Source organism: Burkholderia sp. Bp9012 (assembly GCF_003853825.1).
Lineage (GTDB): Bacteria > Pseudomonadota > Gammaproteobacteria > Burkholderiales > Burkholderiaceae > Burkholderia > Burkholderia diffusa.
In genome coordinates this window covers 270,222-293,396 of sequence record NZ_QTQA01000008.1, presented here as the reverse complement: position 1 = coordinate 293,396, position 23,175 = coordinate 270,222, and the positions used below count along the sequence as shown (strand labels likewise).

At 67.1% G+C, this 23,175-nt stretch carries 21 protein-coding genes; 13 read left to right on the top strand and 8 right to left on the bottom strand.

Annotation, left to right across the window (positions count from 1 at the left end):
* Nucleotides 1–184 (top strand): hypothetical protein (locus tag DIE11_RS36715; protein ID WP_221622456.1); only part of this gene is annotated, 184 nt, incomplete at its 5' end.
* The gene (locus DIE11_RS13805; RefSeq protein WP_124624643.1) at nt 171–581 is read left to right on the top strand and encodes a hypothetical protein; all 411 of its coding nucleotides are present in this window, start codon (nt 171–173) and stop codon (nt 579–581) included. The genes DIE11_RS36715 and DIE11_RS13805, both read left to right, overlap by 14 nt.
* A gap of 354 nt (nt 582–935) precedes the next feature.
* Here DIE11_RS13805 and DIE11_RS13800 read toward each other — a convergent pair whose 3' ends face one another.
* The 6 genes from DIE11_RS13800 to DIE11_RS13775 form a co-directional block, all read right to left on the bottom strand.
* Nucleotides 936–2,000, bottom strand: coding sequence for an RDD family protein (locus DIE11_RS13800; RefSeq protein WP_185633760.1), 1,065 nt, complete (start codon nt 1,998–2,000; stop codon nt 936–938).
* 509 nt (nt 2,001–2,509) lie between these two features.
* Nucleotides 2,510–3,361 (bottom strand): carbohydrate ABC transporter permease, encoded by an 852-nt coding sequence (locus DIE11_RS13795; protein ID WP_124624637.1) that lies wholly within the window; start codon nt 3,359–3,361, stop codon nt 2,510–2,512.
* A gap of 17 nt (nt 3,362–3,378) precedes the next feature.
* Nucleotides 3,379–4,323: a carbohydrate ABC transporter permease gene (locus DIE11_RS13790; RefSeq protein ID WP_124624635.1), complete on the bottom strand. Its 945-nt coding sequence runs from the start codon at nt 4,321–4,323 to the stop codon at nt 3,379–3,381.
* A gap of 54 nt (nt 4,324–4,377) precedes the next feature.
* Nucleotides 4,378–5,637 (bottom strand): ABC transporter substrate-binding protein, encoded by a 1,260-nt coding sequence (locus DIE11_RS13785; protein ID WP_059604697.1) that lies wholly within the window; start codon nt 5,635–5,637, stop codon nt 4,378–4,380.
* A gap of 63 nt (nt 5,638–5,700) precedes the next feature.
* On the bottom strand, nt 5,701–7,692 hold the full coding sequence (locus DIE11_RS13780) for a beta-galactosidase (protein ID WP_124624633.1): 1,992 nt from the start codon (nt 7,690–7,692) through the stop codon (nt 5,701–5,703).
* Between the two features lie 9 nt (nt 7,693–7,701).
* The gene (locus DIE11_RS13775) at nt 7,702–8,850 is read right to left on the bottom strand and encodes an ABC transporter ATP-binding protein (RefSeq protein WP_124624629.1); all 1,149 of its coding nucleotides are present in this window, start codon (nt 8,848–8,850) and stop codon (nt 7,702–7,704) included.
* 191 nt (nt 8,851–9,041) lie between these two features.
* On the opposite strand from DIE11_RS13775, the gene DIE11_RS13770 reads away from it, so the two are divergent.
* The gene (locus tag DIE11_RS13770) at nt 9,042–10,076 is read left to right on the top strand and encodes a LacI family DNA-binding transcriptional regulator (protein ID WP_059604706.1); all 1,035 of its coding nucleotides are present in this window, start codon (nt 9,042–9,044) and stop codon (nt 10,074–10,076) included.
* Between the two features lie 105 nt (nt 10,077–10,181).
* Here DIE11_RS13770 and DIE11_RS13765 read toward each other — a convergent pair whose 3' ends face one another.
* Together DIE11_RS13765 and DIE11_RS13760 are read right to left on the bottom strand one after the other, a co-directional pair.
* Complete coding sequence (locus tag DIE11_RS13765; protein ID WP_260437110.1) at nt 10,182–10,433, bottom strand: FCD domain-containing protein; 252 nt, start codon at nt 10,431–10,433, stop codon at nt 10,182–10,184.
* 30 nt (nt 10,434–10,463) lie between these two features.
* Nucleotides 10,464–11,414, bottom strand: a complete 951-nt coding sequence (locus tag DIE11_RS13760) for a LysR family transcriptional regulator (RefSeq protein WP_124624626.1) — start codon at nt 11,412–11,414, stop codon at nt 10,464–10,466.
* A gap of 114 nt (nt 11,415–11,528) precedes the next feature.
* On the opposite strand from DIE11_RS13760, the gene DIE11_RS13755 reads away from it, so the two are divergent.
* From DIE11_RS13755 to DIE11_RS13710, 10 genes are all read left to right on the top strand, one after another.
* Complete coding sequence (locus DIE11_RS13755; RefSeq protein ID WP_059604718.1) at nt 11,529–13,280, top strand: IlvD/Edd family dehydratase; 1,752 nt, start codon at nt 11,529–11,531, stop codon at nt 13,278–13,280.
* Between the two features lie 184 nt (nt 13,281–13,464).
* Nucleotides 13,465–14,823 carry an MFS transporter gene (locus tag DIE11_RS13750; RefSeq protein ID WP_124624623.1) on the top strand — a complete coding sequence of 453 codons (1,359 nt, stop codon included), beginning with the start codon at nt 13,465–13,467 and terminating at the stop codon, nt 14,821–14,823.
* A 50-nt stretch (nt 14,824–14,873) separates the two neighbouring features.
* On the top strand, nt 14,874–15,803 hold the full coding sequence (locus DIE11_RS13745) for a dihydrodipicolinate synthase family protein (protein ID WP_059604723.1): 930 nt from the start codon (nt 14,874–14,876) through the stop codon (nt 15,801–15,803).
* Between the two features lie 24 nt (nt 15,804–15,827).
* The gene (locus DIE11_RS13740) at nt 15,828–16,757 is read left to right on the top strand and encodes a Gfo/Idh/MocA family protein (protein ID WP_124624621.1); all 930 of its coding nucleotides are present in this window, start codon (nt 15,828–15,830) and stop codon (nt 16,755–16,757) included.
* Nucleotides 16,758–16,840: 83 nt separating this feature from the next.
* A complete protein-coding gene (locus DIE11_RS13735) occupies nt 16,841–17,854 on the top strand; it encodes an arabinose ABC transporter substrate-binding protein (RefSeq protein ID WP_124624619.1) in 1,014 nt (337 codons plus the stop codon).
* Between the two features lie 20 nt (nt 17,855–17,874).
* Entirely contained in the window at nt 17,875–19,416 is a 1,542-nt protein-coding gene (gene araG, locus DIE11_RS13730) for an L-arabinose ABC transporter ATP-binding protein AraG (protein WP_124624616.1), read from the top strand.
* 32 nt (nt 19,417–19,448) lie between these two features.
* Complete coding sequence (gene araH, locus DIE11_RS13725; protein WP_124624613.1) at nt 19,449–20,468, top strand: L-arabinose ABC transporter permease AraH; 1,020 nt, start codon at nt 19,449–19,451, stop codon at nt 20,466–20,468.
* Between the two features lie 51 nt (nt 20,469–20,519).
* Nucleotides 20,520–21,419, top strand: a complete 900-nt coding sequence (locus DIE11_RS13720; RefSeq protein WP_124624609.1) for an SMP-30/gluconolactonase/LRE family protein — start codon at nt 20,520–20,522, stop codon at nt 21,417–21,419.
* Nucleotides 21,420–21,590: 171 nt separating this feature from the next.
* Complete coding sequence (locus DIE11_RS13715; protein WP_124624607.1) at nt 21,591–22,106, top strand: MarR family winged helix-turn-helix transcriptional regulator; 516 nt, start codon at nt 21,591–21,593, stop codon at nt 22,104–22,106.
* Between the two features lie 231 nt (nt 22,107–22,337).
* The gene (locus DIE11_RS13710; protein ID WP_050013424.1) at nt 22,338–23,168 is read left to right on the top strand and encodes a p-hydroxycinnamoyl CoA hydratase/lyase; all 831 of its coding nucleotides are present in this window, start codon (nt 22,338–22,340) and stop codon (nt 23,166–23,168) included.
* The last annotated feature ends 7 nt before the right edge of the window (nt 23,169–23,175 follow it).

Here is a 23,175-nt window from a genome sequence, read left to right as displayed (position 1 = left end):
AGAACTCGAACGCGATCGGTGCCAACTTCGGGGGAGGTTTTTTGATCGACTGCTTCATGAATTGACGGCTAATTGGGTAGTATTCGGCCAGGAAGGGACACTCGACATGCGGGGCGAGATTGCTGACAATTCGGCCACGCTCGAGGGAGCCGCCAATCTGGAGATCATAAGTGTCTTTGCATGACGTTGTGTCGCTTCCATTCACGTTAGTGAGTCACGGCCAGCTTGGCGCCGCGTGCGTGCTTTTTTTCTTCTACGCGGTCATCCTAGTCTGCATCGCCGGAGCATTGTTCGAGATTGCCAACTTTGCTGGAGTGAAGACGCAGACCGGGCGTGCCCAAATCATAGCAAAGCGAATTGTGCCCGCTCATTGGGAGTGGCAAACCCGTGGACGCTACTTTACGCGTGCATATGTGGAGGAATACGAGATATTGGAATTAATTATCAATGGCCGAAAGATGACGTATCGACCGATTCCCTGGATTATGGAGCGAACGACAGCAAATACGACGGAGCCAGTCCAGTTCAAAGCTGCACGATTCAACCGCAAAGTACAGATCACAAAATTCAAGTACGTTTAGCTGGGTAGAACATCCCATCAAGATGGGGCCGCCCCGCATACTTACCTACGAGTTTCGACGCATCTCCCAACGACCGCTCTCGAGAACACCGAACGTCCGCTCCGGGTCGGCACCCGTCAGTCGGCCGCCACCCCGATGCCAACAGACCGGGTTCGGCCAGAACCCGCCATTCGACACGGACACCAAGATCGCCGACGATCGCATCACCGACAAGGGCGATACCCTGGTGGACGTCCCTGGAGACAAGGGAAATGCTGCGCAGATTGCGCTCGGCATATCCCAAGCCTTTCGAGCTCGGCCTCCACGAGCACACACCCGCTTTTTCGCTCGCCTGATTGCAGAGCTCGTCTGCTTTTAGGGCGTAAGCGTCTGGGTGATTGCACGGAATACGTCAGGCTCCAGCGCAATGTCGCTCTCGTGGCTTGCTGGTGCGGCCGCGAAGACACGCCAAAATCCTCCGTTTGCCGCGAGAACATGCGCGCGAACGGTTATAGCTTCCGTGGAATCTGACGCCACACCGGCGCCGCTTCCAGTCCAGACCTGACCAGCGCCATCCGCAACGACGCTGCCGTTCCGGATGACTGCGAGCGTGGGATTTCCCTTCAGCAGTGCGTCGGCATACTCATCAAGACCGACGTTCGCAGCCTCAAAGCCTACGCCAACAACCACCTGATTCGTCGCGTCGGCATACAGCCATGTGTTCGGTGGGAGGTTGCTGCTCTGAGGCAACAGCCGCCAACCTGCTGGCAAAATGGTTGCCGTTTGATGGGTCAGGGGATTCTGCCAACTGACTGGCGGGAGGTTCTGAGTGTCTTTCTGGCGCTGCTCTTCCATCTTCCCGTAGCCCAACACCGCAATGAAAGCCAAAAACAGCGCTAAAGCGGTGAGATAGTGGCCAAACTTGCGAGGCGCCCGAGAAACACGGCAACCGTACTTGATGTCCCAACTGGTGCGCTTGCCGCCCAATAGGGCCCGATAGCTCGCGAGTTCGGTGAAAAGTGCCACGATTGGGATGCCCAATCCGATGCCTCGAATCCAGACGTCGACGCTGCGCGCGGCGTACGTGCGCGCAGGCAGCGGAGCACAATCGAGCATCTGCACCTTAACGCCAAGCAAGCCCTTGCCTATCGAGTTGCCAAAAGCGGCGTAGACCAGAACGTCGCACACGATGGCAATCGGGATAATCAGGATTCCACTGAGCATGTCCTGAGACGACGACGGCATGTCTGTGAACGCGAGCAGAGACCACCCGAATCTTGCGTTCAGGATTCCGACCACGAACCCCACCACTAGTGACCAGATGTACAGGTCTAGCGTACGGGCAAAAAAACGACGCCATGGACCTGCAAGCGGCGGCGCAACCGTCGAAGGCGCCCAATCCTGCGCCGACTCGTCCGGAGCACCCTTCACCACGGTCATCGCGATTGCTCCAGCGGGCTCTGGACCTGTCGGGGCTGCGATCGGGGTTGCGGCCTCTGCCCGCCCTGCCCGCTGCCGAAACACTCCCGCCAGAACCCAGCCAATGCCCCAAAAGACACACAGCGGAATTAGCCCCAGTACCGCGAAGGACGCGCCCGAAAAGCTGCTGTCTCCGGAGGAAAGGGCGTATGCGACAACTGCCCACACTACAGATATCACGACTGCCAGCCGAAACGGCCACTTGGTTTCTCTCATGCGGTCCCCCGGAGTGGTTTGCTTATTGTGATGACCACCAATCTACTGGCTCGCCTCTGCGAAGTAAATCGTCTGAAAAACGTATACGGGCCGGCTGCCGAATGGCCGCTTCGTGGAGTCACGAGTGGCCGCCCCGGGTCGGCAAGCGACGTCCACGGAAATCCACGAAGAACCGTAAAAAAGCCCGCCGAAGCGGGCAATCCTCTCGATGAAGAGGGGGAGATCCGAATCCGCGATCGGCGGTCAGGGCGCGTTCACCCTTTGGTCGCCCCGAACGTCAGCCCCGCGACGAAATGCTTCTGCATCGCGAAGAACATCGCGACCGACGGCAACGCAGCGAGAATCGACCCGGCCGAGACCAGGTTCCACGACGTCGTCCATTGCCCCTTCAGCGCCGCGACCCCCGCCGTGATCGGCGCGGCCTCGTCGCCTTGCGTGAGACACAGCGCCCAGAAGTAATCGTTCCACACGAACGTGAACACGAGAATCGCAAGCGCGGCCAACGCCGGCCGAATCAACGGCAACACGATCCGCCAGAACACCGTCCACTCGCCGGCCCCTTCGATCCGTGCCGCCTCGATCAGCTCGAACGGCAACTGCTTGATGAAATTCCGCAGAAACAGCGTGCAGAACCCCGTCTGAAACGCGACGTGAAAGAGAATCAACGCCTCGACCGTATTGAATACTCCAAGCCTGAGCGACAAATCACGCACGGGAATCATCAACACCTGCACGGGCACGAAATTCCCCGCGACGAACGTCCCGAACAACGCGACATTCCCGCGAAACCGGTAAGTCGCCAGCGCGAACCCGGCCATCGCGGCAAGCGCGATCGACCCGAGCACCGACGGCACCGTGATCTGCACGCTGTTCCAGAAGTAATGCAGCATCGGCGACGTGGTCAGCGCGTCGCGATAGTTCTCGATCATCGAGAAGTGCCGCGGCCAGCCCCAGTAGTGACCTTCGACCAGTTCCTCGGTCGAGCGCACCGACGTGACGAACACCGCGATCATCGGCAGCAGCCAGATCAGCAGCGCAACGGGCAGCGACAACTTGTACAGCCTGCGCGAGACAGGCTTCCATTGAGCAACGGGAGTCGGAAACATGATGGCCACCGGTCAGGTTATTGCTCGTTGCGCAGCATGCGGCGCAACTGGAACACGATGTAGACGAGCATGATCGCGAACAGCACGACCGCGATCGACGCGGAATAGCCGAGCCGGTAGTACTTGATCGCCTGGTCGTACATGTAATACGCGAGCACGGTCGAGCTCTCGAACGGGCCGCCGCTCGTCATCACCGAGATCAGGTCGAAGCTGCGCAGCGCGCCGATCACCGTGACGACGATCGCCATGAACGTGGTCGGCCGCAACTGCGGCAGCACGACGTGCCACAACAGCGCGAAACCGCGCGCGCCTTCCATCCGCGCGGCTTCGATCTGCTCCGGGTTCACCGACGTGAGGCCGGTGAGGTACAGGATCATGCAGTACGCGGTTTGCGGCCACAGCGCGGCGAACACGATGCCGAACGTCGCATAGCGCGCGTCGCCGAGCACCGGGATGCCGTGTCCGGCGATCAGCGCGAGCAGCCCGAAGGTCGGATCGTAGAACCACGAGAAGATCAGGCCGACGACCACGCCGGACAACACGAACGGTGCGAAGAACAGCGACTTCACGAGCCGGATGCCGGCGACCGCCTGGTTCAGGTACAGCGCGAGCGCGAGGCCGAGCGGCGGCGCGAGCATGAACAGCGCGAGCCAGATCACGTTGTTGCGCAGCGCGGTGTAGAACGTCGGCGCGTGCAGCAGCTCGGCGTAGTTCGCGAGACCAACGAACGTGCGCTCGGTCATCCCGTCCCAGTTGCAGAGGCTCAGCCACAGCGTGGACAGGATCGGCCAGACCACATAGACGGCAACCATTGCGCACGCGGGCGCCAGAAAGAGCCACGCGGCGCGCCGTTGCCGCCGCGCGGTTGGCGACGGCCGGCGCGCGCGCAGTGCGGCGGGCGACCTGCCGGCCGGCGGCGCGGCAGGCGTTTCGACGGGTCTGGACGTGATCGGACTGGACACGGCAAGCCTCCTGGGCGGACGCGGCGGCACGGGGCCGCCGCAGGGGTCACGCGGTTACTTCTTGTAGATCCGCTTGCGGGTCTGCTCGAGCTGCGCGAGCACGGTATCGAGCTGCGCGGGATTGGCAAGGAACTGCTGCATCCCCTTCATCCCTTCGTCGGCCATTTCCTTCGTCATGTCGCGGTCGTAGAACTGCGCGACGCCGCCCCGCGTGTCGGCGAGGATCCGGAAGCCGATCCGCGAGATCGGATCGGCCGGCTCCGGCGACTTGCTGTTGGCCGACAGCGAGCCGAGCCCTTCCGCGAGCTTCGCGCCCATTTCAGGCGTTTCGACGAACGCGAGGAACGTGTGCGCGTCGGCCTTGTTCTTCGCCTTGGTCGGGATGTGCAGCGATTCGACCGGGCCATCCTCGGCGGTCGGCACCTTCGGGTCGATGATCGGGAAGCGGTAATAGCCCATTTCCTGCTTCACGTTCGGCGGAAAGCCCGCGGCAATGAAGGTGCCCATCAGCATCATCGCGGCCTTGCCCTGGAACAGGAACGGCTGCGCGCCGTCGAGATCGTAGGACAGCGCGTTGTCGATGAAATAACCCGAATCGATCAGCGATTTCCACGTCGTGTAGACCTTCTTCACGCGCGGGTCGGTGTACGGCACGTCGCCGGCCATCAACTGCTGGTGGAACGCATTGCCGTTCAGGCGCAGGTCGAGATAGTCGAACCAGCCGGCGAGGGTCCATGCGTCGCGGCCGCCGACCGCGATCGGCGTGATGCCGGCCGCCTTCAGCTTCTTGCACGCATCGAGAAACTGGTCCCACGTCTTCGGCTCGTCGGCGATGCCGACCTTGCGGAACAGGTCCTTGCGGTAGAACAGCCCCCACGAGTAATAGACGGTCGGCGCCGCGTACTGCTTGCCGTTGTACGACGATGCGTCGCGCGTCGACGCGTACATCGCGCCCCAGCCGTTCTTCGCCCAGTCGCCGCTCAGGTCCTCGAACAGCCCGCGCTTCGCGTAGTACGCCATCCGCTCGCCCGCGTGCCAGTTCACGACGTCGGGTGCGACGGTCGTGAGCCACGCGGGAAGCTGCACCTTGTACGCTTCCTCGTCGACGAAGGTGGGCTTCACCTCGATGTCAGGATGGGCCTTGTGGAACGCCTCGAGCGTCGACTGCCAGACCGCACGCTGGCTGGCGCCCTTGAACGCGATGTTGATCGTCAGCGTGCCGGCATCGGCGGGCGCCGTCGTGCCGAGCGATGCCAGTGCGACAGCGGCGGCCGTGGCGAGCCGGGTGGCGACGCGAAGGGGGCGATGTGTCATACGTGTCTCCTGTTCTGGGTGTCGTTGTGCGTCACCGGCGCATCGTGACGCCGGTGACGGTTGTTACGAACGGCTTCGATACGCGGCCACGTCCTGCGGCCCGACTTGCGCCGTGCCGAGCACGAACGCGGACGGCGGCACCGCGTCGATCGTGTGCGGCGCGTCGCCATAGTTGAAAACGTAGGTCAGGCCGCCGCGCCGGCTCACGCGCACGCCGTCGCCGAGCGGCGTCGGTGTCAGGCCGGCTTCGGCCGCGACATCGGCGAACAGCCGGACGGTGGTCGCATCGTCGAACAGCGCGGCCCAGTAGTGCAGCGTGCCGTGCGACACGCAGGCCGGATGGCCGTCGGCGAAGCGCGCACGCACGACGCTGCGCGTGTTGTCGTGAAGCTCGACGAAGTCACGCCAGTGGCGTGCCTCGCCAGCGAGCGGCGAGCCGTCGCGCAGCGTGCCGTCGATCCGCTCGGTCACGTTCGGCCGCAGCGATTCGACGCGCCATACGCGCATTGGCAGGATCGAGGCGAGCGGGCCGGGCGGCAGCGTCGGCGGAATCTGCAGGTCGATGGTCTTCGAACCGGTGCGCGGGCCGAACACCGCGTGCGCGCCCGACGCGGCGAGCCGCGCCGCGAAGTCGTCCGGCACGATCGGCAGCGGCGGCACGACGACAAGCCGGTAGCCGTCGAGCGGGGCGTGTGCCGACACGATGTCGACATCGAGGCCGAGCGAGCGCAGCGCCGAGTAGTACTCGAATGCGAAACGCGGGTAGTGGAAATCGGCGCCTTGCGGCTGCACGTCGAGCAGCCACTTCGCTTCGTAGTCGAACACGAGCGCGACGGGCGCACGCACGGCCCCGTTCGCATCGGCATCCGCGCCGGCGTCGAGCATCGCGGCGATTTCATGCGCGACCCGTTGCGCCTCGCGGCCGCCTTCGTCGAGCTTGTCGTCGGGCGTGTGCAGGCCCGCATGCATCTGCTCCTGCGCGAACGGCGCCTGGCGCCAGCGGAAGTACGACACGCAGCCGGCGCCGTGCGCGAACGCCTCCCAGCTCCACAGGCGCACCATGCCCGGCAGCGGCGCGGGGTTCCAATGCGCCCAGTTCACGGGCCCCGGTTGCTGCTCCATCACCCAGAACGGCAGCTTCGACATGCCGCGATAGAGGTCGTGATTGAACGACGCGAAATCCGGGTGGCCGGTGCGCAGCCAGCGCGCCTTCACGTCGGGCGCGAACCATTGCTCCTCGAGCGCGCCGAGCGGGTAGCTGTCCCACGTCGCGACGTCGAGGTCGCGCGCGACTTCGTAGTGGTCGAACTCGGTGAAGAGCTGCATGAAGTTGTGCGCGACGGCGCGGCCCGGCGAATGCGCGCGGATCACGTCGACCTGCATCCGGTGATAGCGCGCGACTTCGTCCGACGCGAAGCGCCGGTAGTCGAGGCGGTGCGACGGATGCGCTTCGGTCACGGTGCCGACCGGCGCGTCGACTTCGTCGAAATGCCGGTATTCCATGCTCCAGAACACGGTGCCCCACGCGCGGTTCAGTGCGTCGATCGTCCCGTAGCGCGCCTTCAGCCATTCGCGGAAGCGCAGGAGCGCGGCCGGCGAGTAGCTGACGACCGTCTGGTGGCAGCCGAGTTCGTTGTCGGTCTGCCAGTAGCGCACGGCCGGATGGCGGCCGTAGCGTTCGGCCACCGCGGTGCAGATCCGGCGCGACGCTTCCAGATAGGTCGGCGACGAGAAGTCGTAATGGCGGCGCGAGCCGAACTTGCGCGGCAGGCCGTCCGCGCCGATCGCGAGGATCTCGGGATGACGGTCGACGAGCCACTTCGGCGGCGTCGCGGTGGGCGTGCACATCACGATCTCGAGCCCGGCCGCGCCGAGCACGTCGACCGCGCGATCGAGCCAGCCCCAGTCGTATTCGCCGGGCGACGGCTCGATGCGGCTCCACGCGAATTCGGCGATCCGCACCTGCGCGATGCCGAGTGCCTTCATCCGGCGGGCGTCGCCGTCCCACATCGATTCCGGCCAGTGTTCCGGGTAGTAACAGACTCCGAGGCGCATGCCCGATCCTTATGCGTAGTGGTGGACGGGAAGTTCGGCGCACGCGGGCACCGCGCGGCCGTCTTCGGTGAAGAGATGGCAGGCCGCGGCCGGCGCATGCGCGTGCACGCGCTCGCCGCTGCGCACGGCCGCGTCGCCGGGCACTTTCGCGATCAGCGGCGTGCCGCCGGGCTGATCGAGGTGCACGTAGGTCTGCTCGCCGAGACGTTCGACGAGCACGACGTCGCGCGCGAGCGTCGTCGCGTCGAGCGCGGCGCCGAGCGTCAGGTGTTCGGGGCGGATGCCGAGCGTGACGGCGGCACCGGGCGCGAGCGCGGAGCCGTCGCGCGGCAGCGTGAAGGTTTCGCCGGACGGCACGACGGTGACGGTCGTGCGCTGCGCGTCGCATGCGGCGACGACGGCCGGCAGGAAGTTCATTCGCGGCGAGCCGATGAAGCCGGCGACGAAGCGGCTCACCGGATGGTGATAGAGCTCGAGCGGCGCGCCGACCTGGGCGATGCTGCCGTGCTGCGCGGTGTCCGCGCCGGCGTGCAGCAGCACGATCTTGTCGGCGAGCGTCATCGCTTCGGTCTGGTCGTGCGTCACGTACACGACGCTCGCGCGTTCGAACTGCCGGTGCAGTTTCGCGATCTCGACGCGGGTCTGACCGCGCAGCGCCGCGTCGAGGTTCGACAGCGGCTCGTCGAACAGGAACACGCCGGGCTCGCGCACGATTGCACGGCCGATCGCGACGCGCTGCCGCTGCCCGCCCGACAGCGCCTTCGGCTTGCGCTCGAGCAGCGTATCGAGCTGCAGGATCCGCGCGGCGTCGCGCACCTTCCGGTCGATCTCGGCCTTCGGCACGCGCGCGAGCTTCAGCCCGAACGCCATGTTCTCGTAGACCGTCATGTGCGGAAACAGCGCGTAGCTCTGGAACACCATCGCGACGCCGCGTTCGGCGGCCGGCACGTCGTCGACGCGGCGGCCGTCGATCGAGAGCTCGCCGTCGCTCAGGTCCTCGAGGCCCGCGATCATCCGCAGCAGGGTCGACTTGCCGCAGCCAGACGGACCGAGGAACACGCAGAACTCGTGCGCGCCGATCTCCAGATCGACGTCGCGAATGACCGGCGCGTGCTCGCCATAGGCTTTCTGCACGCGCCGCATCGAGATGCTCGCCATTGTCTCCGCTCCATGTTTTAATGCGCTTTCATCGATGCTTAAGCGCTTAATCATCGCGATCAAAAAAAAGAGCCGATAGCGATCGCGGCCGAGTCGCGCCCGTCGCGGGGGCGGCAAGGTGTGCGGCGATGATGCGCCGCTTCGATGAGCGAAGCAAATACTGGATCAACGTCTCATATAGTGAGCAATGGATGGCGACACTCGATGAAGTGGCCCGCCGCGCCGGCGTGACGGCCGCGACGGTGTCGAACGTGCTGCGCAATCGCGGGCGGGTTGGCGATGAGACCCGCGCGCGGGTGCTCGAAGCGGTGCAGGCGCTCGGCTATCGGCCGCATCTGGCCGCGCGGGCGCTGGCGGAAGGGCGCGCGCCGACGGTCGCGCTGATGGTGTCGAGCATCGCGAACCCGTTTTATCCGGAGTTCGCGCTCGCGGTCGAGCGCGCGGTGCGCCGCAACGGGCAGTTCCTGATCGTCTGCAATACGAATGAAGACCCGCTGCAGGGGCGCGCGTATCTCGACCAGATCGCCGGTACGATCTCCGAAGGCATCCTCGTGACGAACGCGAACCTGCACCTGCCGGATCTCGCCGACGTTGCGCGGCGCGGCGTGCCGGTCGTGCTGTGTCTGTGGGAGCGGCCCGATGCGCCGCCGGAAGGGTTGCCGTGCGTCGCGGTGGATTTCCGCGAGGCGGGGCGGATCGCGACGCGGCATCTGGTCGAACTCGGGCATCGCGAGATCGGCGTGATCGTCGGCGGGTCGGCAAACGGCGTGCAGGCCGCGCGCTACGACGGTTTCGTCGATGTGATGCGCGAAGCCGGGCTGGACGCGTCACGCGTCGGCGCCGGGCACGATTCGATCGAAGGCGGCGTGCACGCGGCGGGGCAGTTGCTGGACGCGCATCCCGGGCTGACCGCGCTGGTCGCGACCAACGACCTGCCCGCGATCGGCGCGCTGCACGCGGCAGCCGATCGCGGCAGGCGCGTGCCCGACGACCTGTCGATCGTCGGCATTACCGATATTCATCTGGCGAGCGATACGCGGCCTACGTTGACGACGGTCGCGATCCCGACCGGCGAGGCGGCGGGGCTCGCGGTCGAGCTGCTCAATGCATTGCGCGAGGCGGGCGGGCAGATCGACGATGCGTCGCGCGTGCGAACGGCGTCGGCCCCGCGGCTGGTGGTGCGCGGTACGACAGGCCGTGTATCGAGTGAGAGCGCGACGCGGTAGATATCGCGCGGGGCGGCGCGGAGCACTTCGAGGTTCCCGCCGCAACCGGCGCGGCCCGCCGCGCAGCCGCGTGCGGTGTGGAACACGGCAGACGCGGTGCCGGCCTCAACCGCCTTCGACGAGCCGCATCACGATGCTTCTGGCCGATTCGAGGTGCGCAACCGTCATCGAACGGGCGGCGCGCGCATTGCGCGCGCGGCACGCCTGCAGGATCTCCTCGTGCTCGACCTGGAACGACGGCGTATCCGCGAGCAGCGTGGTCTGCAAGCGCTCGTAGCGTTCGACCTGGCTGCGCAGCTCCCCGATCGACTTCAACTGCCGCGCGTTGCCGCAGCACTTCGTGCTCGAAGAAGTCAACGCGGGCGGGCCACACCCCCCGTCGCCGCGTCACAGCGCGACGCCGTAAACCTCCCGCGCAGCCGCCCGAATCGCGTCGGCCATCACCTCGACGGCCGGCGAATGCAGCCGGTCGGTGCGCGTGATGATTCCGAAATCGTCCATCCGGCAGTCCATCTCCAGCGGCAGCACCGTGACGATCCCGTGTCGCGCGTAGTACCGCGCGACATCCTCCGCGAGCACCGCGATCATGTCGCTCTGCTCGATCAACTGCGTGATGAACAGTAGCGCGGCCGTCTCGACGACGTTCGCCGGCGGCGCGAGGCTCGCGCGCTGGAACACGAGCTCGAACCGATGGCGCAGCACGCTGCCGGCCGGCGGCATCACCCACGCGGCGCGCTGCACGTCGGCGAGCGACAGCGGCGCCTGCGCGAGCAGCGGATGGCCGGGCCGCACGACCGCGGCGACCGGCTCGCCGGTCAGCGGCTCGTAGCGCAGGTGCAGCTTGTCGTGTTCGGCGGACAGCCGGCCGAGCACGATGTCGAGCTTGTCCTGCGCGAGGTGTTCGAGCAGCGCGTTGCTCGTGTCGATCGCGACGGACACGCGCACGTTCGCATGTGTCCCCTTCACGGCCGCGACGGCCGGCGGCACGAGCCGCAATCCCGGCGACGTGATCGCGCCCACCGCCACGTGCCCGAGATGGCCGGCCTTCAGCGCGGCCAGTTCCTCGCGCGCCTGATCGAGGCTGCCGAGCGCCGCGCGCGCGTGGCGGATCAGCGCGTCGCCGTACAGCGTCGGCCGCATCCCGCGCGGCAGCCGCTCGAACAGCACGGCGCCGATCGATTCCTCGAGCTCGCGCAGCAGCTTCGACGCGGCCGGCTGCGTCATGTTCAGCGCGGCCGCCGCGCGGTGAATGCTGCCTTCGTCGGCGAGCGCGACGACCAGCAGCAACTGGCGCGTCTTCAGGCGATTGCGGTTTCCCCACGGGCTGGCTTCGGTCATCGTACGGGTTTATATCGATATCGGAATCGATATCGTAATCGCCTAAAACGTCATTAGCGAGTTATCAAAATTCTGCCTAGACTGCGCCGGTATCCCGTCACCACAGGACTGACGATGTCGGCAACAAAACCCAGGCTGCGCTCCACCCAATGGTTCGGCACGAACGACAAGAACGGCTTCATGTACCGGAGCTGGATGAAGAACCAGGGCATTCCCGATCACGAATTCGACGGCCGGCCGATCATCGGCATCTGCAACACGTGGTCCGAACTGACGCCGTGCAACGCACACTTTCGCAAGCTCGCCGAGCACGTGAAGCGCGGGATCTCGGAAGCCGGTGGCTTCCCGGTCGAGTTCCCGGTGTTCTCGAACGGCGAATCGAACCTGCGGCCGTCCGCGATGCTCACGCGCAATCTTGCCTCGATGGACGTCGAGGAAGCGATCCGCGGCAACCCGATCGACGCAGTCGTGCTGCTCGCCGGCTGCGACAAGACGACACCGGCGCTGCTGATGGGCGCGGCGAGCTGCGACGTGCCGGCGATCGTCGTATCGGGCGGCCCGATGCTGAACGGCAAGCTCGAAGGCAAGAACATCGGCTCGGGCACGGCCGTGTGGCAGCTGCATGAAGCGCTGAAGGCCGGCGAGATCGACCTGCATCACTTCCTGTCGGCCGAAGCTGGAATGTCGCGCTCGGCCGGCACCTGCAACACGATGGGCACCGCGTCGACGATGGCGTGCATGGCCGAGGCGCTCGGCGTCGCGCTGCCGCACAACGCGGCGATTCCGGCCGTCGATTCGCGCCGCTACGTGCTCGCGCACATGTCCGGCATTCGCATCGTCGAGATGGCGCTCGAAGGGCTCGTGCTGTCGAAGGTGCTGACGCGCGCCGCGTTCGAGAACGCGATCCGCGCGAACGCGGCGATCGGCGGCTCGACCAACGCGGTGATCCACCTGAAGGCGATCGCGGGCCGCATCGGCGTGCCGCTGGAACTGGAAGACTGGATGCGCATCGGCCGCGGCACGCCGACGATCGTCGACCTGATGCCGTCGGGACGCTTCCTGATGGAGGAGTTCTATTACGCGGGCGGGCTGCCGGCCGTGCTGCGCCGGCTCGGCGAAGGCGGGCTGCTGCCGCATCCGGACGCGCTGACGGTCAACGGCAAGTCGCTGTGGGACAACGTGCGCGAAGCGCCGAACTACGACGACGAAGTGATCCGCCCGCTCGACCGGCCGCTGATCGCGGACGGCGGAATCTGCATCCTGCGCGGCAATCTCGCGCCGCGCGGTGCGGTGCTGAAGCCGTCGGCGGCGAGCCCCGAGCTGCTGAAGCATCGCGGCCGCGCGGTGGTGTTCGAGAACCTCGAGCACTACAAGGCGACGATCAACGACGAAGCGCTCGACATCGATGCGAGCTCGGTGATGGTGCTGAAGAACTGCGGGCCGCGCGGGTATCCGGGGATGGCCGAGGTCGGCAACATGGGGCTGCCGCCGAAGCTGCTGCGCCAGGGCGTGAAGGACATGGTGCGGATCTCGGATGCGCGGATGAGCGGGACCGCGTACGGCACGGTCGTGCTGCACGTGGCGCCGGAAGCGGCTGCCGGCGGGCCGCTCGCCGCCGTGCGCAACGGCGACTGGATCGAGCTCGATTGCGAGGCCGGCACGCTGCACCTGGATATTACGGATGACGAACTGCAGCGCCGCCTGTCGGACGTCGATCCGACCGCGGCACCGGGCGTGGCCGGGCAGCTCGGCAAGGGCGGTTACGCACGGCTGTATATCGATCACGTGCTGCAGGCCGACGAGGGGTGCGACCTCGACTTCCTGGTCGGCACGCGCGGCGCGGACGTGCCGAGCCATTCGCATTGAGCGGCGGGCAGGTGCATACCGACACGGACGGCGGCGGGGCCTGAGGGAAGCAGGGTGATGCGCTGGATGTGGTCGAGCGCTCAGGAAGGCGTAGCGTAAGGGCTAAGGCGCAAACGCAGACCGACCGCGAAGCATGGGACGTACGCAAGCGCCAAAGCGCTAACGCAGACCGACAGGAGACAAGATGACGACGCAGTACACGCCCGCGCACATCGCGGCGGAACAGTCCGATTCGCCGGCAGCCGTCGACGAACGGCAACTGACCCGCCTGCTTACGCGCAAGCTGGTGCCGTTCCTCGCGCTGATCTACGTGGTCGCCTACGTCGACCGCACCGTCGTCGGCTTCGCGAAGCTGCACATGAACGCGGCGATCGGCCTCGGCGATGCCGCGTACGGACTCGGCGCCGGCCTGTTCTTCATCGGCTACTTCCTGTGCGAGGTGCCGAGCAACCTCGCGCTCGGACGCTTCGGCGCGCGCGTGTGGTTCGCGCGCATCCTCGCGACGTGGGGCGTGATCACGATGGCGATGGCGCTCGTGCAGGGGCCGACCAGCTTCTACGTGCTGCGCTTTCTGCTTGGTGCTGCCGAAGCCGGCCTCTATCCCGGCATCCTGTACTTCCTCACGCAATGGTTCCCGATGCGCGACCGTGCCCGCGTGATCGGCCTGCTCGTGCTCGCGCAGCCGCTCGCCGGCATCGTGACGGGCCCGCTCGCCGGCTGGCTGCTGTCCACGCACGGGCTGTTCGGCCTGTCGGACTGGCAGACGCTGTTCGTCGTGAGCGGCCTGCCGGCCGTGCTGCTCGCATGGCCCACGCTGCGGCTGCTTCCGGAGTCGCCCGCGCATGCGCGCTGGCTGAACGACGACGAACGCCGCTGGATCGCGCGGCAGCTCGCCGCCGACCGCGACACGTATCGCCCCGATTCGCACGGCAATCCGCTCGCCGCATTGCGCGACCGCCGCGTGCTGCTGCTCGCCGCGCTGTTTCTGCCGTTTCCGCTGTGCATCTACGGGCTCTCGCTGTGGCTGCCGACGATCATCCACGCATTCGGCACCGGCGATGCGGCGACCGGGCTGCTGTCCGCGGTGCCGTACCTGTTCGCGGTGGCCGGCCTGCTCGTCGTGCCGCGCCATTCGGATCGCAAGCGCGAGCGCTACTGGCACATCGTCGTCGTGTCGGCCGCCGCCGCGGTGACGATGGCCGCGAGCGCGTGGGTGCGGCAACCGGCGCTGCAGTTCATGTTCATCTGCCTGACCGCGTTCTCGCTCTATTCGATCCAGGCCGTCGTGTGGGCGCTGCCCGGCGAATTCCTGACCGGCACGAGCGCGGCGGTCGGTATCGCGGCGATCAATTCGCTCGCGAATCTCGGCGGCTACTTCGGGCCGTACGGGATCGGGCTGATCAAGGCATCGACCGGCAGCCTCGCGGCCGGCCTGTATTTTCTCGCGGCCACGCTGCTGTTCGCGGTGCTGATGACGTTCGTGGTCCGCGCCGCGCTGCGCACGCCCGAGCCGGCCGCGGGCGCGTTCGCCGGCGAATCCTGAACGCATTGTTTTCCGGCTGAACGCCGCTTCGACTGACGCAGGACCGAACCATGACATCGAGCAGCACACCGCGCTATCGCGGCATCTTCCCCGTCGTCCCGACGACGTTTACCGACACCGGCGAGCTCGACCTCGCGAGCCAGAAGCGCGCGGTCGATTTCATGATCGACGCCGGCTCGGACGGCCTGTGCATCCTCGCGAACTTCTCCGAGCAATTCGCGGTCACCGACGACGAGCGCGACGTGCTCACGCGCACGATCCTCGAGCACGTCGCCGGCCGCGTGCCGGTGATCGTCACGACATCGCACTACAGCACGCAGGTCTGCGCGGCGCGCAGCCTGCGCGCGCAGCAGCTCGGCGCGGCGATGGTGATGGCGATGCCGCCGTACCACGGCGCGACGTTCCGCGTGCCCGAAGCGCAGATCTTCGATTTCTATGCGCGCGTGTCGGATGCGATCGACATCCCGATCATGATCCAGGACGCGCCCGCGAGCGGCACCGCGCTGTCCGCGCCGTTCCTTGCGCGGATGGCGCGCGAGATCGAGCAGGTCGCGTACTTCAAGATCGAGACGCCCGGTGCGGCGAACAAGCTGCGCGAGCTGATCCGGCTCGGCGGCGACGCGATCGAAGGGCCGTGGGACGGCGAGGAAGCGATCACGCTGCTCGCCGACCTGCATGCGGGCGCGACCGGCGCGATGACGGGCGGCGGGTTTCCGGACGGCATCCGGCCGATCCTCGAAGCGTTCCGCGAAGGGCGGCACGACGATGCGTTCGCGCGCTATCAGGCGTGGCTGCCGCTGATCAATCACGAGAACCGCCAGTCCGGGATTCTGACTGCGAAGGCGCTGATGCGCGAAGGCGGCGTGATCGCGTGCGAGCGGCCGCGGCATCCGATGCCGGAACTGCACCCTGATACGCGTGCGGAGCTGATCGCGATCGCACGCCGGCTCGATCCGCTCGTGCTGCGCTGGGCGCGCTGAGCGAATGGCGAAGGAGAAACGCAAATGAGCAAGGTGATTTCGCTGGGCGTGATCGGGATCGGCAAGATCGCGCGCGACCAGCATCTGCCGGCGATCGCCGCCGAGCCGGGCTTCATGTTGACCGCCTGCGCGAGCCGTCACGCGGAGGTCAACGGGGTACGCAATTATCCGGATCTGACCGCGCTGCTGGCCGCCGAGCGCGAGCTCGACGCCGTGTCGCTGTGCGCGCCGCCACAGGTGCGCTACGCGCAGGCACGCGCCGCGCTCGAAGCCGGCAAGCACGTGATGCTCGAGAAGCCGCCGGGCGCGACGCTCGGCGAAGTGGCTGCGCTGGACGCGCTCGCGCGCGAACGCGGCCTCACGCTGTTCGCGACCTGGCATTCGCGCTGCGCGAGCGCGGTCGAGCCGGCGCGGGCATGGCTCGCGACGCGCACGATCCGCGCGGTGCAGGTGCGCTGGAAGGAAGACGTGCGACGCTGGCATCCGGGGCAGCAATGGATCTGGGAGCCGGGCGGCCTCGGTGTGTTCGATCCAGGCATCAACGCGCTGTCGATCGTCACGCGGATCCTGCCGCGCGAACTCGTGCTGCGCGAAGCGACGCTCTATGTGCCGAGCGACGCGCAGATGCCGATCGCGGCCGAACTCGATTGCGCGGATACGGACGGCGTGCCGGTGCGTGCGGAATTCGACTGGCGCCACGGCCCGGTCGAGCAGTGGGAGATCGCGGTCGACACGTCGGACGGCGTGCTCGCGATCAGCCGCGGCGGCGCGCAGTTGTCGATCGACGGCGCGCCGGTCGAGATCGGGCCGGAGCGCGAGTATCCGGCGCTGTATGCGCATTTCCGCGCGCTGATCGCGCGCGGCGAAAGCGACGTCGACGTACGGCCGTTGCGGCTCGTCGCCGACGCGTTTCTGTTCGGGCGGCGCGTCGGGACCGACGCGTTCGGCCGCTGACACCGTGCCGGCGCACGCCACAGCGAGCGCGACCCGGCGCGATGAGTATTGAAGACCCCAGCCAATAGACAAGGAGACACCGCATGAACCGAACCAACCGAACGATTCGCCGGCACACCCTGCGCGCGCTGCTGGCCGCGCTTTGCATCGCGCCGCTCGGCATGCACGGCGCCGCGCATGCCGACGCGCCGCTGAAGATCGGCTTCCTGGTGAAGATGCCCGAGCAGGCATGGTTCATCAACGAGCAGAACGCGGCGTCCGCGCTGGGCCAGAAGGAAAACTTCTCGGTCGTGAAGATCGGCACGCCGGATGGCGAGAAGGTGCTGGCCGCGATCGACAACCTCAACTCCCAAGGCGCGCAGGGTTTCGTGATCTGCGCACCCGACGTGCGCCTCGGGCCGGCGATCGCCGCGCGCGCGAAGCGCTACAACATGAAGTTCGTGACGGTTGACGACCAGCTCGTCGACTCGACCGGCAAGCCGCTCACGAATGTGCCGCACCTCGGGATGTCGGCGACCAAGATCGGCAACCAGGTCGGCCAGGCGATCGCCGACGAGATGAAGCGACGCGGCTGGAAGCCTGAGGAAGTCGGCGCGTTGCGCATCACCAACTACGAGCTGCCGACGGCGAAGCTGCGTACCGACGGCGCGACGCAGGCGTTGCTCGCGAACGGCTTCCGCAAGGAGAACATCTTCGACGCGCCGCAGAAGACGACCGATGACAGCGGCGGCCTCGAAGCGGCCTTCCCGGTGCTCTCACGCCATCCGAACGTGAAGAAGTGGGTGGTCTTCGCGCTGAACGAGGAAACCGTGCTCGGCGCGGTGCGCGCGACCGAACAGCTGCACATCCCGGCGGCCGACGTGATCGGCGTCGGCATCAACGGCGCGGGCGAGGCGTTCGCCGAATTCCAGAAGAAGGAACCGACCGGCTTCTACGGGACGATCGCGGTCAGCTCGACGAACCACGGCAAGGACAGCACGCAGAACCTCGTCGACTGGATCCGTAACGGCAAGACGCCGCCCGCCGACACGCAGACGAGCGGCAAGCTGATGACGCGCGCGAACTGGCAGGCCGTGCGCACCGAGCTCGGCATCTGAGCGTGCGGGGCGACGACGCGATGACGATGCAGACGATGACGGCCGTGTCCGACAACGACGACGCGGCCACCTCCGGCGGCGCACTGCTCGCGCTCGACGGCATCACGGTGACGTTCCCGGGCGTGCGCGCGCTCGATGGCGTGTCGCTGTCGGTGCGCGCGGGCGAAGTGCACGGGCTGATGGGCGAGAACGGCGCGGGCAAGTCGACGCTGCTGAAGGTGCTGTCCGGCGTGAACCAGCCGCAGGCCGGCACGCTGACGCTGAACGGCACCGTGCAGCGCTTCGCGTCGACGCGCGCGGCGCTCGAGGCCGGCATCGCGATCATCTACCAGGAGCTGCATCTGGTGCCCGAGCTGACGGTCGCGGAGAACCTGATGCTCGGCCAGTTGCCGAGCCGGCTCGGCGTGGTCGACGAACGTGCGCTTGCCGTACGCGCGCTCGATGCGCTGGAGCGGCTCGGCGAGCACATCGATCCGGGCATTCCGGTGAAGTATCTGTCGATCGGCCAGCGCCAGATGATCGAGATCGGCAAGGCGCTGATGCGCGACGCGCGCGTGATCGCGTTCGACGAACCGACCAGCTCGCTGTCCGCGCGCGAAACCAAGCAGCTGTTCCGCATCATCCGCGCGCTGCGCGCGGAAGGCCGCGCGATCATCTACGTCACGCACCGGATGGAGGAAGTGTATGAACTGTGCGACCGCGTGACCGTGTTTCGCGACGGCCGCCGCATCGACACGTTCGAATCCGTCGCCGATCTCGATCGCGACCGGCTGATCGGCTGCATGGTCGGCCGCTCGATCGAGGACGTGTACGGCTACCGGCCGCGCACGGCCGGCGACGTGCTGATCGAGGCGAAAGGGCTGGCGGGGCCCGGGTTATCCGAGCCCGTGTCGTTCGCCGCGCGGCGCGGCGAGATCGTCGGCTTCTTCGGGCTCGTCGGCGCGGGCCGTTCGGAGCTGATGAAGCTGCTGTACGGCGCCGCGCGCCCGAGTGCGGGGCACGTCGAGCTGAACGGGCGTCGCGTCGCGTTCGGGAGCCCGCGCGACGCGGTGCGTGCCGGCATCGCGCTGTGCCCGGAAGACCGCAAGCAGGAGGGCATCGTCGCGATCGCGTCGGTGGCCGACAACCTGAACATCAGCGCGCGCCGGCATTTCAGCCCGGCGCGCGTGCTGCTCGACGCACGGCGTGAACGCGAGCTCGCGCAACGCTACATCGAGCGGCTGGCGATCAAGACCCGCGACGGCGAGACGCCGATCGGCGCGCTGTCGGGCGGCAACCAGCAGAAAGTCGTCCTCGCGCGCTGGCTGGCCGAGCGCATCGACGTGTTCCTGATGGACGAGCCGACGCGCGGCATCGATGTCGGCGCGCGCGCGGAAATCTACAACCTGTTCTACGAGCTCGCGGAAGCGGGCCGCACGGTGATCATCGTGTCGAGCGACCTGGCCGAGGTGATCGGCGTGTCGGACCGGATCGTCGTGATGAAGGAAGGACGGATCGCGGGCGAGGTCGCGAAGGCGCAGGCGACGCCCGACGCGCTGATCAAGCTCGCGCTGCCGCGCTAGCGCCCCGCAATGATCAACCGGATGCAAATGAAATGAGCCAGGCAATGCAACCCCAACGCACTTCCCCGTCCCCCGATGCCGCCGCCGTGCCCGCACGCGCGCGCGGCGGCGTGTGGCAATTGATCAACCGTTCCGGCATCGTGATGGTGTTTCTCGTGCTGTTCGCGACGCTGTCGCTGACCGTGCCGGACTTCCTCACGCCCCGTAACATCCAGGGCCTGCTGCTGTCGGTCACGCTGATCGGCTCGATCGCGGTGACGATGATGTTCGTGCTCGCGCTCGGCGAGGTCGACCTGTCGGTCGCGTCCATCGTCGCGTTCTCGGGCGTCGTCGCGTCGACGCTGATCACCGCGACGCACAGCGTCGTGCTCGGCATCGCGGCCGGCGTGCTCGCGGGCGGTGCGGTCGGGCTCGTCAACGGCGTGCTGATCGCGCGCTGGCGGATCAATTCCCTGATCGTCACGCTCGCGATGATGGAAGTCGTGCGTGGGCTCGCGTTCATCACGTCGAACGGCGACGCGGTGATGATTTCGGAGGAGCGCTTCTTCGAGCTCGGCGGCGGGTCGTTCCTCGGCATCTCGTATCCGATCTGGAGCAACATCGTCGGCTTCGTCGTGTTCGGCTTCCTCTTGCGCAAGACGGTGTTCGGCAAGAACGTGCTGGCCGTCGGCGGCAACGGCGAGGCCGCGCTGCTCGCGGGGCTGCCGGTGATGCGCATCAAGATCGCGGTGTTCGTGCTGCAGGGGCTCGTGACCGGCTTCGCCGGCGTGATGCTTGCGTCGCGGATGAGCCTCGGCGATCCGAAAACGTCCGTCGGCCTCGAGCTCGGCGTGATCTCCGCGTGCGTGCTCGGCGGCGTGTCGCTGACGGGTGGCGTCGCGACGATTTCCGGCGTGCTGGTCGGCGTGCTGATCATGGGTTCCGTGCAGGACGCGATGAGCCTGCTGAACGTGCCGACCTTTTACCAATATCTGATACGCGGCGGAATTCTGTTGCTCGCGGTGCTGTTCGACCAGTATCGTCGCAACCAGCGGCGCGCGATGAAGATCTGACCCTGACGAACGCGCGGCCGCCCGCGAAGGCGACAGACATCGGGAGACGGCATGCAACAGATTCATCCGGGCGCGGCGGCGCTGCTGGTCGACAGCCGCAATACGCTCGGCGAAGGCGCGACGTGGTGCGACGCGACGCACGCGCTGTACTGGACGGACATCGAAGGCGCGCGGCTGTGGCGCTGCCGCGCGGACGGCTCGCACCTCGCGCAGTGGCCGATGCCTGAACGGCTCGCGTGCTTCGCGCTGACGAACGAGCCGAATGTGCTGCTCGTCGGGCTCGCGACGCATCTTGCGTTCTTCGATCTGCGCAGCGGCGAATTCACGCGGATCGTCGACGTCGAACCCGATCTGCCGACACGCCTGAACGACGGCCGCTGCGATCCGTTCGGCGCGTTCGTGTTCGGGATGAAGGACGAAGGCGGCGACCCGCCGCGCGCGGTCGGCGGCTTCTACCGGCTCAATCCGGACCTCACGCTCGACCGGCTTGCGTTGCCGGCGGCGGCGATCGCGAACAGCATAGCGTTCTCGCCGGACGGCACGAAGATGACCTTCTGCGATTCGATGGTGCGCGAGATTCGCGTCTGCGATTACGGCGCGGGCGGCGACGTGGCCAATGTGCGGCCGTTCGCGCGACTGACCGATGCGGACGGCGACCCGGACGGCTCGACGATGGATCGCGACGGCGGCCTGTGGAACGCGCAGTGGGGCGGCCGGCGGGTGGTGCGCTACGGGCCGGACGGCGTCGAGACGGACCGCGTTACCGTGCCGACTGCGCAGCCGAGCTGCGTGACGCTCGACGGCGAAGGCCGGCTTTATGTGACGAGCGCCCGTGTCGGGTTGAGCGATGACGCGCTGGCGAGCGATGCGCACGCCGGCGGCGTATTCGTCGCCCGGACGCGCTACATGGGGCTGCCGACGGCGCGATTCGCGGGGGCGCCGCGCGGCTGACCGCGTATCGGATCCCGTTCATGGGATGCGTCTGACGCGGCGAGCCAGGCGATCAGGCGCGCGGTCTGCCGCGCATGCACGAACGCACGGTGGCAGTCCGGCTTGCCGGAGCACGCCGTTCGCGCCCCGACGTGCTGGTAAGATGGCCCGCAATTCCATCCCGCCCGCACCATGAGTTCCGCACCGACCAAGCCCGCGAACCCGAAAAACGCCGCGAAGAACGCCGCGAAGAACGCCGCCCGTGCGACGCGCGACAAGCCGAAGGCCCGCGTGCCGCAGCGCCTGACCTACGTGGTCGGCAGTCTCGAACGGCTGCTGCGCCGCCACATGACCGACGCGCTCGCGCCGCTCGGCATCACGCTCGCGCAATACACGGCGCTGTCGGTGCTCGAGGCGCGCGGTGCGTCGTCGAACGCGCAGCTGGCGGAGCGCTCGTTCATCACGCCGCAATCGGCGAACGAGGTCATGAGCGTGATGGCCGCCCGCGGTTTCGTCACGCGCGAAGCCGACCCGTCGCATGGCCGCATCATCCTGCTGACGCTGACCGACGAAGGCGCGGCGATGCTGCGCGAATGCGAAGCCGTGCTGCGTCCGCTCGAGACGCGAATGCTCGGCGACGTCTCCATCGACGACGCGACGCACGTGCAGCGCGCGCTCGAACTGTTCGCACGCAACCTGCGCGGCTGACCCTTTCCCCGAACCTCCACGACACGGGCCCGTGCGGCCCGTGTTCGCTTTCCCGCCTGCTCACCGGTCGCCTGACCGTTCCCCGATTTCATCGTTGCCGCCGCGTTCCGCTCCGGGTTTACACCGGCGCTCGTGCCGCTTGCAATATCAGGTAGCCTGATATTAAATGAAGCCGTCCGCAGCAGGAATGCTGCGCACCGAATCGCACAGGAACGAACGACAGGAACCGACATGAGCAAGTACGACAACCGCTGGCAGACCGTTGAAGTGAAGGTGGAGGCCGGCATCGCGTGGGTCACGCTGAACCGCCCCGAGAAGCGCAACGCAATGAGCCCGACGCTGAACCGGGAGATGCTGGAAGTCCTCGACGCGGTCGAATTCGACGACGAGGCAAAGGTGCTGGTGCTGACCGGCGCGGGCGCCGCGTGGACGGCCGGCATGGATCTGAAGGAATATTTCCGCGAGATCGACGGCGGCTCCGACGCGCTGCAGGAAAAGGTGCGACGCGACGCATCGGAGTGGCAGTGGCGCCGCCTGCGGATGTACAACAAGCCGACGATCGCGATGGTGAACGGCTGGTGCTTCGGCGGCGGATTCTCGCCGCTCGTCGCGTGCGACCTTGCGATCGCGGCGGACGAAGCGGTGTTCGGCCTGTCGGAAATCAACTGGGGCATCCCGCCGGGCAACCTCGTCAGCAAGGCGATGGCGGACACGGTCGGGCATCGCCGCGCGCTGCACTACATCATGACCGGCGACACGTTCACCGGTGCGGAGGCCGCTGAAATGGGCCTCGTGAACAGCAGCGTGCCGCTGGCCGGCCTGCGCGACGCGACGATCGCTCTCGCCGCGCGGCTGATGGACAAGAACCCGGTCGTGCTGCGCGCGGCGAAGCACGGCTTCAAGCGTTCGCGCGAACTCACGTGGGAGCAGTGCGAGGATTACCTGTATGCGAAGCTCGACCAGGCGCAGCTGCGCGATCCGGAGCGCGGCCGCGAGCAGGGGCTGAAGCAGTTCCTCGACGACAAGACGATCAAGCCGGGCCTGCAGGCATACAAGCGCTGATACAAGC